We start from the raw sequence: 13,127 nt of genomic DNA on the forward strand, positions 1-13,127 counted from the left end.
CCCCCCCCCCCCCCCCCCCCCCCCCCCCCCCCCCCCCCCCCCCCCCCCCCCTGATAAGGGGAGCGCGGCCGCTTCCCTTATCCCGTTCACCGCATAAAAGGTAAATGAAACTCCCGCACGCCTGGTGAACGGAACCCTTCCACCAGTCCAACATGCCAACCCATCGCCGGATGACGGCTCCGCCTTATCCGGCCTACGCGGTTCCCGCGCCCCTTATTGCGTCTGCAACACACCCCATGGCCGGACGCGCATCCCTTTAAGCATCATCAGCCAGGCGATGACAATGGTGACGATCAGGATGACAAACAGCGACCAGGGCGGCAGCGTGGTGAGGATCACGCCGGTTAACAATGGGTTCATCGCCGCGCCCAGCCAGCCGAGCGCCTGCGCCGAGAAATAGGTCGCTTTCATGCCCGGCGGCGCAATGTTATCAATCAACAGATATTCGCCCGGGGCATAGATCACCTCGCCGAGGGTAAAGACCGCGGCAGAGAGACCCCACAGCCATAAATTGTCGCCAGAGAGCATAAAGCCCGCTAGGCCGATAACAAAACTGAGCGTGCCAATCCCCATCAACGGCCGCAGGTTGCCAGGGGTGAGCTTTCGCCCAACGGCATACTGCAAGGTGACGACTATCGCCGCGTTGACCGGCAAAACCACCGCCACCACGCGCTCGGCGAACTCACTGCTGGCCACCACCATCACATACTGCGACAGGCAGGAGGCAAAAGAGCCGGCAACGAACGAGGCGAGAAAGTTTGAGAGGGTAAACCAGCCCAGCGCTTTATCCTTCAGCAGCACCGACGGAGACCAGGAGGCGGCAGGATCGTGGCCCTCTCCAACGGCGATGCGCTGCACATAAAGCTGAATAAACACCAGCGGAAAAGCGGCGCAGAACACGGCCAGCCAGAAGGGCAGATTGATGCTCTGCATCACCAGCAGGGTGCCGAGCGGCGGCCCGACGGTCCAGCCGATATTGAGGAAGGTGTAGTTGAGCGAGAAAATTTTCGCTTTCGTCGCTGGCAGCAAGGTATCGGCAAAATAGGCCTTTAACACCGTTGAAAAGACCGAATAGGCGCAGTTGATGAGGGCGAAAAAGAGCACCACCAGGCCAGCATGATGCGTCAGCGGAATGGCGGCAAATCCGCCGATAAAGGCGACAATTGCCAGCAACATATAGCGTTTTTTGTCGAACTTATCCGCCAGCATGCCAAAGCCAAGGCTGAAGATCACGCCGATGGTCAGGGCGATACTCATCGCATAGCCGACCTGATCGACCGCCATGCCGTACTGGCGATTGAGGTAGATCGTCATAAACGGCAGCGTTGCGCCGCGGCCAATCGTTAACAAAAGTGATGAAAAAAGTAATGCGGCAGTGGAGCGTGTTTGTGTCGAGGTCATTTTCTTACCCGGCATGATTATTTTCGTTTTTGTGATGCCAACAGCAATAACACGCCGAAACTGAGGCGCACAACCGCCAATTTGTCTGGAGGTGCCAAAAACGACCTACCGAATTTAATGATCTATTACTGGACTATTTTTTCAGTTAACGTAAATTTTTTACAAATTTGTAAACAAAAAGGGGCGTAGATGGCGCGTAAAGATGTGCTGCTGGCAATGCTGGTGGTCGTGGCCTGGGGCCTCAATTTTGTGGTGATCAAAGTGGGTCTGCACGCCATGCCGCCGCTGATGCTCGCGGGGCTACGCTTTCTGCTGGTCGCTTTCCCGGCGTTGCTGTTTGTCGCCCGACCCAAAGTGCCGATGCGCCTGCTGCTCGGGTATGGCCTGACCATCAGCTTCGGGCAATTCGCGTTTCTCTTCTGCGCTATTAAGTTCGGTATGCCCGCAGGATTAGCCTCGCTGGTTCTGCAAGCGCAGGCCTTCTTCACCATCATTCTCGGGGCGGGGATCTTTGGCGAACGGTTGCAAGTCAAACAGCTGGTCGGCATTGCGCTGGCGGTCGTGGGCGTGCTGGTGCTGATTCAGGCGAGCTTTACGGGGCAACATATTCCGCTGCTCGGCTTTATGCTTACGCTGGCGGGGGCCTTCAGCTGGGCCTGCGGCAATATCTTCAATAAAAAAATTATGCAGCACAGCTCGCGCCCGGCGGTGATGTCGCTGGTGGTGTGGAGCGCGCTGATCCCGATTGTGCCGTTTATGGTCTGCTCGCTGATTTTCGACGGCCCGGCGCTGATGCTGGAAAGCGTGGTGGCGATCGATACCACGACGCTGCTGTCGCTGGTCTATCTGGCATTTATCGCCACCATTCTCGGCTACGGAATTTGGGGAACGCTGCTGGGGCGGTATGAAACCTGGCGTGTTGCGCCGTTATCGCTGCTGGTGCCGGTGGTCGGCATGGCAAGTGCAGCACTGCTGCTGGATGAGAAATTATCCGTGATGCAGCTGGCCGGTGCCGTGCTGGTGATGGCCGGGCTCTATATCAATGTGTTTGGTTTTCGTCTGCGCCGGGCGGCACAGGCAAACTGAAGGTAAAAAAAAGCCCCGCACGGTACGGGGCAAAACGGTTAGCTGCGTTGATGGTAATACGCTACGCCTAACTCGTCAGATTTGTCGCTTCCCGCCCCCATATGGTTGAAGTCATACGGCGATGTTTGTTGGGCGGCGGGTATGATCATGGCGTCACGGGCGCTTTGCCCTTTGCTGTGATCAAACTGCTCCGCATAACTCTGGCCACTCAGCAGCACCAAAAATGCCGCTGCGGCACAGGTAATACGTTTCATACTTTCCTCGATACGTCTTTAATTACAGGCGATTAGTTAACAAGCGTGATTTAACGGATAGAGATAGCGGGACTCCGCAGGCATATCCGTGACACGGAACTTATGCGGCGGCACGTCAAAATAGTTTTTGAACGTGCGGGTCAGGGTCTGTTGCGATTCAAACCCGTAACGCTCCGCCAGATACAGGATCGGCTCATTGCTTCCCTTGAGCTTCTGCGCAATTTCCGTCAGCTTGCGGCTGCGAATGTATTGTCCCAGTGAATGACCAGTCTCTTTTTTAAACATCCGTTGCAGGTGCCACTTAGAGTAACCCGAACGCTCTGACACCTTTTCCAGGGAGAGCGGCGACTCCAGGTTATCCTCGATCCAGTCCAAAATGCTATGAATGGTAATAGCGTCAGTGTTGCGTCTGGACATCGTCATACCTCTTTGTTTTTACGGCAAGACTTTCTTAAGCAAATGCTCAAGTGTTGCCACTTCTTCTGCGGTTAAGTTTTTTGTTAATTCCTGATGCAGGTCTTGACCCACTAATTGATGACATTGCTCACAGAGCGTCGCGCCTTCAGGTGTTAATCGCACCAGCACGCCGCGCTTGTCATTAGGATTCGGGCTGCGTTCAATCCACCCTTTGCACACCAGCCTGTCCATCATGCGGGTCAGTGCGCCAAGGTCGACGGAGAGAACTTTTTTCAACTCAACCGGGGTAATACACCCTTCACAGCGGACAGAGCAGAGCACCTTAAACTGGGCGGCAGTGATATCCAGCGGCGAAAGATAGTCGTTGAGTAAACGATCTTTTTTTTGGTTAACCATGTGGATCAAGCGGCCTAAAGGAATGATGTCGTTAAATAGATCATTCGTGCTTTTCACAATGGTTGCCCCGGCAAGTAGTTTAATCACGGCAGATATTATTGCTCAGGCAAATATAAGTCAACCAAATGGGTATCGGATGCCACTAATTGCTAAAACTTTTCACGCTTAGGAATGTTTTTAATTTCATCTAGTTGAATTTACGTAACTTTTACCCATTATCAGCATAAGTGAAGGCGCTTTTGCCGCCGCGTTGCGGCTATACTGGCGGGGTTGTTAACCGGGGAGAGGTGAAACGTACCATGATGGAATTGATCAAAGTTATCGGTCTCGGGCTGGTGGTATTGCTGCCGCTGGCTAATCCGCTGACCACCGTCGCGCTGTTCTTAGGCCTGGCGGGCAACATGAACAGCGTCCAGCGAAACCAGCAGGCGCGCATGGCTTCGCTCTATGTCTTTATCATCATGATGGTCGCCTGGTACGCAGGCCAGGTGGTGATGAATACCTTTGGCATCTCGATTCCAGGCCTGCGCATTGCCGGTGGGCTGATTGTGGCGTTTATCGGCTTTCGCATGCTCTTTCCACCGGCGAAAAGTCATGAGTCGCCGGAGACAAAAGCCAAAACGGCGGAACTGGCGGATGAGCCGGAGACCAATATTGCCTTTGTACCGCTGGCGATGCCGAGCACTGCCGGGCCGGGCACCATTGCGATGATTATCAGCTCGGCATCGACCGTTCGCCACGGCGCTGATTTTCCCGCCTGGGTGATCGCCGTTGCGCCGCCGCTGGTTTTTGCCGCCGTGGCGCTGATTTTGTGGGTAAGCCTGCGCAGCTCCGGCGCAATTATGCGGCTGGTGGGCAAGGGCGGCATTGAAGCTATCTCGCGGCTAATGGGCTTCCTGCTGGTCTGCATGGGCGTGCAGTTCATCATCAATGGCGTGCTGGAGATTATTTCGACCTATCCGGCAGGCGCCTGATGCGCCAGCTCTCCTGGTTCATTCTCTGCTGCTGTCTGTTTATCGTTGGCTGCCAGCAGCAAAAGCGCGTCGAAGCGCCGCTTGGGCAGAGCAGTTTTGCCGAGTATCAACAGCAGACGCGCGATTATGTCGCCGCCCACCGCGCCTTTCAGACCCTGGATAAACCCGCCGAATTACGGCTCAATACGCCGCAGGAGTGGCGACCGGCGCAGAGCGCGCGCAAGGGGATTTTGCTGATCCACGGTCTCGGCGACGGGCCGGGATCGTTTGTCGATATCGGCCCGCAGCTTGCCCGCGAAGGGTTTCTGGTGCGCACGGTGCTGCTGGACGGGCACGGCACGCGTCCTGCCGACCTGATTGGCGTCAGCGTTGACCAGTGGCGGCAGGTGGTGAATGAGCAGGCGGCGATTCTGGCGAAAGAGGTCGATTCCCTCTGGCTGGGCGGCTTCTCTACCGGCGGCAACCTGGCGCTGGAATATGCCATGGCGCATGACAACGTGCAGGGGCTGCTGCTCTTCTCGCCAGCCTTCAGGCCAAGTACCCGCTACGCTTTTCTGGCGCCGACGCTTGCGCTGTTTCGCGACTGGCTGCGCCCGCCGGGGACGCTTTTCCCGCAGCAGATCGCCACCCGCTATCTGCGCGTGCCGACCAACGGTTTTGCCCAGTTCTGGCGAACCAGCGCCAGCGCGCAGAGTTTGCTGGCGCAGAAGTCCTTCAATAAGCCGACGCTGGTGGTGTTAACGGAGCATGATTCGGTGCTGGATACGCGCTGGATCCTCGATCTCTTCGACCGCGCCTTTACCCATCCCGCCAGCCGTGCGATCTGGTACGGCACGCCGCCGCCCGAATCAGTGACAATGTCACGTCTGCGCGTGAAAACCGATGTGCTACCGCAGGATCGCATCAGCCAGTTTTCCCATATGTCGGTGCTCTTTTCACCGGATAATCCGCTCTATGGTCGCCAGGGCAGCGTAAGGCTGTGCGGTAACGGGCAGTCGGAAGCTGCGGCAGAGCGTTGCCTGAAGGGTGACGAGGTGTGGTATTCCGATTGGGGGTTAGTGACGCCGGGGAAAATTCACGCCCGGTTGACGTGGAACCCGTGGTTTGCATGGCAGAATTCGGTGATGCACGACGTTATCACCGCAGCGCCCTGATGGCTGCACAGTAGCCGATGAAACCGAGTAGGCCGGATAAGCGTAGCGCCATCCGGCAATCGTTGCGGCACGTTGCCTGGGTGGAAGGCGTTCTGTAGGCCGGATAAGGCATAGCCGCCATCCGGCAATGGGCCTGGCATATGGCGTTTTGTGGAATGGTTCCGTTCACCAGGCGTGGGGGAGTTTCATAAATCTCATGTGCGGTGAACGGGACAAGGGAAGCGGCCGCGCTCCCCTTGTCAATCCCCGCGGCCCCGCAAGGAAATCGGTGCTGCGCACTACGCTCACCTCCCGCGTGCCTGACTACGGCCGGCTCGACTCGACCTGCTCGGCCGTTCCGGGGCTCGCTCCCTGTCTCGGTTCGCCTCTGTCCGCCATCCATGGCGTCCAGACCTTGTCATGCCCGCTTCGGTTCGCCGATTTCAGCGGGGACACAACACCCTCGCTGTCATATTGCAGAGAAAAGCCGCACCGGTGTTGCTGTATGCTCGTTTTGGTAGGCCGGATAAGGCGAAGCCGCCATCCGGCAATGGGTGCGGGAAGACAATGCCGGATGGCGCTGGCGCTTATCCGGCCTACATGGTTTCAGAACGATCACACTGACTCGCTCTGCTCCTCGAGCTGCACCGGCCAGCGGCGGAAAATCACCACCGCCCACACCAGCGCGGCAATCGCCGGGACGGCACCGGCATAACCGATGGTGCTCATCGACCAGTGCAGGCTCACCTGATTGCCCACCAGCGCGCCTGCGCCAATACCGATATTAAAAATCCCGGAAAAAAGCGCCATCGCCACATCGGTGGCATCCGGTGCCAGCGCCAGCACTTTCACCTGCATGCCGAGGCCAATAATCATAATCGCCACGCCCCAAAACAGGCTTAGCACGGCGAGATAGCTTTCGCTCCCGGCTGCGGGAAGCAGCATCACCAGCGAAATCACCAGCAGCCCGATGGCGCTGCACACCAGCCCGGAGGCGTGCCGGTTGCCGAGCTTACCGAACAGCACGCTGCCAATAATCCCCGCACCGCCAAGCAACAGCAGCAGGATAGTCGCGAAATTGGCGCTAAAGCCCGCTACATTTTGCACAAACGGCTCAATATAGCTGTACGCGGTGTAATGGGCGGTCACCACCACTGCCGTCAGCACATAGATGCTGACCAGCGCCGGGCGACGGAACAGCAGCGGCAGGCTTTTCAGCGAGCCGGAGTGCTCACTGTTGAGCGTCGGCAGCAGCTTCACCAGGCAAATAAGCGTTACCAGCGCGCCCATGCCAATCACAAAGAAGGTGGTGCGCCAGCCAAAGTACTGCCCGACGATGCGGCCAATCGGTAAGCCGAGCACCATCGCCAGTGCGGTACCGGTGGCGAGCAGGCTTAACGCCTGTGCGCGTTTACCCGCCGGTGCCAGGCGGATCGCCAGTGAGGCGGTAATCGACCAGAAGATGGCATGAGCAAACGCAATGCCGATACGGCTAATCACCAGCACCTCAAAATTCCACGCCAGGAAGGAGAGGACGTGGCTGGCGATAAACAGCACAAACAGCGCAATCAGCAATTTTCGCCGCTCAATATGGCTGGTTAGCAGCATAAAGGGCAGCGACATCAGCGCCACCACCCACGCGTAGATGGTCAGCATGATCCCGACCTGCGGGGTCTCCATATCGAAGCTCTGGGCGATATCAGAGAGCAACCCCACCGGCACAAATTCGGTGGTGTTGAAAATAAAAGCGGCAACGGCAAGCGTAACCACCCGTAGCCACGCGACTTTACGTGAAACAGTATTCGTCATCATAAGAGTGCTTTGGGTTGGTTTAAGAGAAGAAGAGGCGAAGATCTTAATGCTTTTGCTGGCGGAAAGACAAACTTTTTGTGATGTAGATCTCATTTTTCATTCAGCAAAAAAATAGCGGTTGCGCCGCTGAAATTTTGCCGTCAGAACAAAAGAAAAGATGAGGAAAAACAATGCAAACAATTGACTTCTATCTGGTCGATGCCTTCAGCGACCACACCTTCGGCGGTAACGCCGCAGCGGTCTGTCCACTTACCGAGTGGCTGCCGGACGAGCTGTTACTGAAAATGGCGCAGCAGCATAACCAGTCGGAAACCGCTTTTTTTGTGCGCAACGACAGCGGCTTCGAGCTGCGCTGGTTCACCACGCAGGATGAGATCAACCTCTGCGGTCACGCGACGCTCGCCGCCGCTCACGTTATCTTCGAATACCTCGATTATCCACAGACTGAGATCCGCTTCAGCAGCCGTTTTGTCGGCGAGTTAACCGTTGCGCGCAACGGCGACTGGCTCACTCTCAATTTTCCGGCATGGACAACCCAGGCCGTTGAGAACCCGCCGCCGCTGCTGCTGGAAACGCTGGGCATTGCGACGGCGCAGGCGGTGTATGAAGGGCGCGATTACATGGTCGTGCTGGAGAGCCAGGCGCAGGTCGAAGCCTTACAGCCCGATATCGCCGCCATGAAACCGCTGGGGAAAATGGTCTGCGTCACGGCACCGGGAGAGGAGTATGACTTTGTCAGCCGCTTCTTCTGCCCGGGCGAGTCGGTGGCCGAAGATCCGGTTACCGGTTCGTCGCACAGCATGCTGATCCCTTACTGGGGCGAGAAGCTCGGCAAAACGGTGATGCAGGCGCGCCAGGTCTCCGCGCGCGGCGGCGATCTGCGCTGCGAGTGGCGGGGCGATCGGGTGTTGATTGGCGGCCAGGCGACGCTCTATTTAATCGGCAAAGTCTATCTGCGCTAGCACAATGGCCGGGGGCGATAGCGCCCCCGCAGCGCACTGATTACGGCAAGCGCGCAATGTTGGCTTTGATCACCTCAACGGAGTGGTTGAACTTCGCCACTTCGTCCTCGGTTAAGTGCAGTTCGATAATCTGCTCCACGCCGCTGTGGGTCAGCACCGCCGGCACGCCAATCGCCACCTCATGCGCGCCATACTCCCCGTCAAGAATGCAGGAGATCGCCAGCGCACGGTGGCTGCCGGTAAAGATATTGCGGCAGATCTCGGCGATCGTGCCGGCAATGCCATATTCGGTACAGCCTTTGCGGGCAAAGATCTCAAAGCCGTGGCGGCGCACGCGATCCGCCAGTGCATCTGCATCCAGCGGCTGGCCAGTCTTTTGTTGATAGACGTCGGCGATGGGCGAACCATAAATCGATGAGTGCGACCACACCGGGAACTGCGTATCGCCATGTTCGCCCATAATAAACGCGTCAATGCTCTGCGCGCCGATATCCAGCGCCTGCGCCAGCAGACGGCGAAGACGGGTGGTGTCAAGCCAGACGCCGGTGCCGATCACCTGGTTGCGCGGCAGGCCGGAGAGGGACCACACCTGCCAGGTAATGATGTCGCAAGGGTTGGTCGCCACAAGGAAAATGCCGTTAAAGCCGTTTGCCATCATGGTGGGCACAATGTTTTTCACAATGCGCGCGGTGTTGGCAAGCTCATCCAGCCGCGTCTGGCCGGGCTTCAGCGCGCCACCGGAGACGGTAATCACCGCGATATCGACATCCGCGCACGCCTCGATGGAGCGGGTGGAGATGGTCATCATCCCCGGCATAAACGCGGCGGCATCCGCCAGATCCTGCGCGTGTCCCTCTACGCGCTGGGCATTTACATCCACCAGGATCAGCTCTTCACAAATGTTCTGGTTTAAAAGAGCGTAAGCGGCAGACGCACCGACATTACCGGTGCCGATAATCATCACTTTGCGGGCTTTTGTATTCATGGCGATTCCCTTGTCAGAATATTCTTGTGCGTAAAGTACAGCCTGTTATTGCCGGGGTGCAATATTGTCGCGGATCTATAGGTTATTCATATGAGTTAAGCGGCGGAATTTTCGCTAATTTAACAATGAGATAACCATAAGGAGCCGCTATGTACCGTATTGTTGATGCCACCGCCACACAGCCGGAGGTGATTGCCCTCATCGCCGCCCTCGACCAGTACCAGACCGCGCTCTACCCGGCAGAGAGCAACCATCTGGTCGATCTGGCTTCCTTTCCCGAAGAGACGCTGATCCTGCGTAAAATCATGCATCAGCAGGATGCCGTTGGCTGCGGCGCGGTGCTGCTTAATGAGGATGGCAGCGCGGAGATGAAGCGGGTGTTTATCGATCCGACGCACCGCGGGCAGAAGCTGGGCGAGCAGCTGATTGCCGCGCTGGAGCAGGCGGCGAGCGAGAAGGGGTGCCATACGCTGCGGCTGGAGACGGGCATCGAGCAGCACGCGGCGGTGAAGCTTTATCAGCGCTGCGGATACCAGATTTGCGAGGCGTTTTCGCCCTATGAGCCCGACCCGTTAAGTGTGTTTATGGAGAAGCAGTTGCCTGATGCGCTGCGAGCGTAGGCCGGATAAGGCGGAGCCGCCATCCGGCAATCAGCCGCGGTTTCAGGGGCTCCGTTCACGTAGGTTGGATAAGCGTGTAACGCGCCATCCGGCGATGGGGTTTTCATGTGGCATTGGTGGAATGGTTCCGTTCACCATGCGTTGGGGAGTTTCATTCATCTCTTCTGCGGTGAACGGGACAAGGGAAGCGGCCGCGCTCCCCTTGTCAATCCCCGCGGCCCCGCGAGGAAATCGGTGCTGCGCACTGCGCTCACCTCCCGCGTGCCTGACTGCGGCCGGCTCGACTCGACTTACTCGTCCCATCCATGGGACTCGCCCCTCCGGGGCCAGCGCAAGCGCTGTTCAAAATTGCTCCCGGCAATTTTGTCCCTGTCTCGGTTCGCCTCTGTCCGCCATCCATGGCGTCCAGACCTTGCCATTCCCGCTTCGGTTCGCCGATTTCAGCGGGGACACAACCCCATCGCTGTGAGCTCTGACGTAAAAACAATATCGATGTGGCTGTAGGCTCGTTTTGGTAGGCCGGATAAGGCGGAGCCGCCATCCGGCAATGGGGGCCGGGGAGACAATGCCTGATGGCCCTGCGCTTATCAGGCCTACGCGGTTTCAGCCGCACCTTTCCTGTAGGCCGGATAAGCGTGTAACGCGCCATCCGGCATAAAAAACCGCACGCCGAAAACCCTACGGCAACAGCGCAATAAATGCTTCAAGGTGTCGGCTCTTCGCGCCGCGTCGCCACACCAGCCAGGTGGTGAGCCAACGCCACTCCTCTGCCAGCGGCCAGGCATTGACCTGCTGATGGGCGGGCATGCTCTCCAGCATACTGCGTGGGATCAGCGCCAGCCCGGCACCGGCAATTACGCAGGCCAGCATGCCGTGGTAGGACTCCAGCTCGTGAATTTTCCCCGGCGTGGCGCGGTCGGCCTGAAACCAGCTCTCAAAATGGCGGCGATAAGAGCAGTTAGCGCGAAAGGCATAAATACTGGCACCGTTCACCTGCGAAGCGCGGGTAATCGGCTCATGGCCCGCCGGGGCGACAATCATCATCTCTTCGCGATAGACCGGAATGCCCTCCAGCCCCGGGTGCATAATCGGCCCGTCAACAAACGCCGCGCTCAATGTCCCCTCAAGCACGCCGTCAATCATGGTGCCGGAAGGGCCGGTGGAGAGATCGAACTGAATACGCGGGTAGCGCTGGTTATAGGCGGCGAGCGTCGCCGGAATGCGCACCGCGGCGGTGCTCTCCAGCGCGCCCAGCGAGAACAACCCCTGCGGCTCATCGCCCGCCACTACCATCCGCGCCTCATCAACCAGCGCGAGGATCTGCTGGCTGTAGCGTAAAAAGCTGTGTCCGGCAGGTGACAGGCGCAGGCGCTGATTTTCGCGGATAAAGAGATCGACGCCGAGATCCGCTTCCAGCTGGCGAATGCGCGTCGTCAGGTTTGACGGCACCCGATGCACCTTCTGCGCGGCCTGGGTAATGCTGCCGGTCTGCGCCACGGCGTTAAACATCTCAAGCTGGGTTAAATCCATGCTGTTCTCTTAACGTGAATAGTGAAGTTAATATTATTCAGTTTTCAGAAATAACAAACTGCGTCACCCTAATGCAAGTTCTGAAATCATTGAGGGAAAAAATAATGTCTCTGACCGCCACCACCCATGCACTCTCCATCAACCCGGCAACGGGTGAAACCCTGCGCGCCACACCGTGGGCCAGCCGTGAAGAGGTTGACCGCGCGCTGGCGTTGGCCGATAGCGGCTACCGCCACTGGCGCAACGTCAGCGTCAATGAGCGCGCGCAGAAGCTGCGCGATCTGGCCGCCGTGCTGCGTCACCGCGCAGAAGAGATGGCGCAGATGATGAGTGAAGAGATGGGCAAACCGATCCTGCAGGCGCGGGCAGAAGTAGCGAAATCCGCCGCGCTGTGCGACTGGTACGCCGAGCATGGCCCGATGATGCTCGGCAGCGAAGCCACCCAGGTCGAAGCGCAGCGTGCGCGCATCGAATATCGCCCGCTGGGGCCAATTCTGGCGGTGATGCCGTGGAACTTCCCGCTGTGGCAGGTGCTGCGCGGCGCGGTGCCGATCCTGCTGGCGGGCAACAGCTATCTGTTAAAACATGCGCCGAATGTGCTCGGTTCTGCGGCGCTGATCGGCGAGTTGTTCAGCGAAGCCGGGTTCACGCCGGGCGTCTTTGGCTGGGTCAATGCAACCAATGAGGGCGTTAGCCAGGCGATAAACGATGCGCGCATTGCCGCCGTGACCGTCACCGGCAGCGTGCGTGCCGGGGCGGCAATCGGTGCTCAGGCCGGTGCGGCGCTGAAAAAGTGCGTGCTCGAACTGGGCGGTTCCGATCCCTTTATCGTGCTCAACGATGCCGATCTCGATCTGGCGGTGAAAGCCGCTGTCGCCGGGCGTTATCAGAATACCGGGCAGGTGTGCGCCGCAGCGAAACGCTTCATTGTTGAAGAGGGGATCGCCGACGCGTTCACCGAGAAATTTGTCGCTGCGGCGGCGGCATTACAGCAGGGCGCGCCGGAAAAAGAGGAGAACTACCTTGGGCCGATGGCGCGCTTCGATCTGCGCGACGAGTTGCACGCCCAGGTTGAGGCGAGCATCAAAGAGGGCGCTACCCTGCGACTCGGCGGCGAGAAGACGCCGGGCAACGGCAACTACTATCCGGCCACCGTGCTGACCAACGTTACGCCGCAGATGACAGCGTTCCGCCAGGAGCTGTTTGGCCCGGTTGCTGCGATCAGCACCGCCCGCGATGCAGAGCATGCGCTGGCGCTGGCCAACGACAGCGACTTTGGCCTCTCGGCCACGGTATTCACCGCCGACAGCGCGCAGGCCGAGTGGTTTGCCGATAATCTTGAGTGCGGCGGCGTGTTTATCAACGGCTTTAGCGCCAGCGATCCGCGCGTGACTTTTGGCGGCGTGAAGAAGAGCGGCTTCGGGCGCGAACTCTCCCACTTTGGTTTGCACGAGTTCTGCAACGTTCAGACCGTGTGGAAAGATCGCCTGTAAGCGCAACGCGCCCCTGTGGGGCGCGTCATCACTGGCTGTCATGGATGTGTCATGATCCTTTTGT

General features: G+C 58.4%; 13 protein-coding genes. 6 read left to right on the forward strand and 7 right to left on the reverse strand.

All coding sequences use genetic code 11. The features are described 5' to 3' along the window. Window positions 1–213: 213 nt before the first annotated feature. On the reverse strand, window positions 214–1,401 hold the full coding sequence (ydeE, locus tag IAE48_RS03305) for an efflux MFS transporter YdeE (RefSeq protein WP_200133468.1): 1,188 nt from the start codon (window positions 1,399–1,401) through the stop codon (window positions 214–216). Window positions 1,402–1,590: 189 nt separating this feature from the next. On the opposite strand from ydeE, the gene eamA reads away from it, so the two are divergent. Continuing rightward, window positions 1,591–2,487, forward strand: a complete 897-nt coding sequence (eamA, locus tag IAE48_RS03310) for an O-acetylserine/cysteine exporter (protein WP_076769804.1) — start codon at window positions 1,591–1,593, stop codon at window positions 2,485–2,487. Window positions 2,488–2,525: 38 nt separating this feature from the next. Here eamA and marB read toward each other — a convergent pair whose 3' ends face one another. Genes marB through marR form a run of 3 tightly spaced genes read right to left on the reverse strand, consistent with a single transcriptional unit; the run spans window position 2,526 to window position 3,611 of the window. Beyond that, window positions 2,526–2,741, reverse strand: a complete 216-nt coding sequence (marB, locus tag IAE48_RS03315) for a multiple antibiotic resistance protein MarB (protein WP_042715626.1) — start codon at window positions 2,739–2,741, stop codon at window positions 2,526–2,528. A 36-nt stretch (window positions 2,742–2,777) separates the two neighbouring features. Next, a complete protein-coding gene (gene marA / locus IAE48_RS03320; RefSeq protein ID WP_023478575.1) occupies window positions 2,778–3,158 on the reverse strand; it encodes an MDR efflux pump AcrAB transcriptional activator MarA in 381 nt (126 codons plus the stop codon). An 18-nt stretch (window positions 3,159–3,176) separates the two neighbouring features. Further along, window positions 3,177–3,611 (reverse strand): multiple antibiotic resistance transcriptional regulator MarR, encoded by a 435-nt coding sequence (marR, locus tag IAE48_RS03325; RefSeq protein WP_023478578.1) that lies wholly within the window; start codon window positions 3,609–3,611, stop codon window positions 3,177–3,179. A 242-nt stretch (window positions 3,612–3,853) separates the two neighbouring features. On the opposite strand from marR, the gene IAE48_RS03330 reads away from it, so the two are divergent. Together IAE48_RS03330 and IAE48_RS03335 are read left to right on the forward strand one after the other, a co-directional pair. Beyond that, window positions 3,854–4,528: a MarC family NAAT transporter gene (locus IAE48_RS03330; RefSeq protein WP_042715624.1), complete on the forward strand. Its 675-nt coding sequence runs from the start codon at window positions 3,854–3,856 to the stop codon at window positions 4,526–4,528. After that, the gene (locus IAE48_RS03335; protein WP_200133469.1) at window positions 4,528–5,682 is read left to right on the forward strand and encodes a carboxylesterase; all 1,155 of its coding nucleotides are present in this window, start codon (window positions 4,528–4,530) and stop codon (window positions 5,680–5,682) included. Before IAE48_RS03330 ends, IAE48_RS03335 begins: the two co-directional genes overlap by 1 nt. A gap of 594 nt (window positions 5,683–6,276) precedes the next feature. On the opposite strand, the gene IAE48_RS03340 is transcribed toward IAE48_RS03335, so the two are convergent. Continuing rightward, window positions 6,277–7,473, reverse strand: coding sequence for a sugar transporter (locus IAE48_RS03340; protein WP_094419817.1), 1,197 nt, complete (start codon window positions 7,471–7,473; stop codon window positions 6,277–6,279). 170 nt (window positions 7,474–7,643) lie between these two features. On the opposite strand from IAE48_RS03340, the gene IAE48_RS03345 reads away from it, so the two are divergent. Next, complete coding sequence (locus tag IAE48_RS03345) at window positions 7,644–8,435, forward strand: PhzF family phenazine biosynthesis protein (RefSeq protein WP_200133470.1); 792 nt, start codon at window positions 7,644–7,646, stop codon at window positions 8,433–8,435. 40 nt (window positions 8,436–8,475) lie between these two features. Here the strand turns inward: IAE48_RS03345 and IAE48_RS03350 are convergent, their stop codons facing one another. Continuing rightward, window positions 8,476–9,420 (reverse strand): L-lactate dehydrogenase, encoded by a 945-nt coding sequence (locus IAE48_RS03350; RefSeq protein ID WP_128483011.1) that lies wholly within the window; start codon window positions 9,418–9,420, stop codon window positions 8,476–8,478. Window positions 9,421–9,569: 149 nt separating this feature from the next. On the opposite strand from IAE48_RS03350, the gene IAE48_RS03355 reads away from it, so the two are divergent. Then, window positions 9,570–10,040, forward strand: coding sequence for a GNAT family N-acetyltransferase (locus tag IAE48_RS03355; RefSeq protein WP_200133471.1), 471 nt, complete (start codon window positions 9,570–9,572; stop codon window positions 10,038–10,040). A gap of 678 nt (window positions 10,041–10,718) precedes the next feature. Here the strand turns inward: IAE48_RS03355 and IAE48_RS03360 are convergent. Then, entirely contained in the window at window positions 10,719–11,570 is an 852-nt protein-coding gene (locus IAE48_RS03360; RefSeq protein WP_139964810.1) for a LysR family transcriptional regulator, read from the reverse strand. Window positions 11,571–11,674: 104 nt separating this feature from the next. On the opposite strand from IAE48_RS03360, the gene sad reads away from it, so the two are divergent. After that, window positions 11,675–13,063 carry a succinate-semialdehyde dehydrogenase gene (gene sad / locus IAE48_RS03365; RefSeq protein ID WP_200133472.1) on the forward strand — a complete coding sequence of 463 codons (1,389 nt, stop codon included), beginning with the start codon at window positions 11,675–11,677 and terminating at the stop codon, window positions 13,061–13,063. Window positions 13,064–13,127 lie beyond the last annotated feature (64 nt).

It is taken from the genome of Kosakonia sp. S57, from assembly GCF_016516575.1.
GTDB lineage: Bacteria > Pseudomonadota > Gammaproteobacteria > Enterobacterales > Enterobacteriaceae > Kosakonia > Kosakonia cowanii.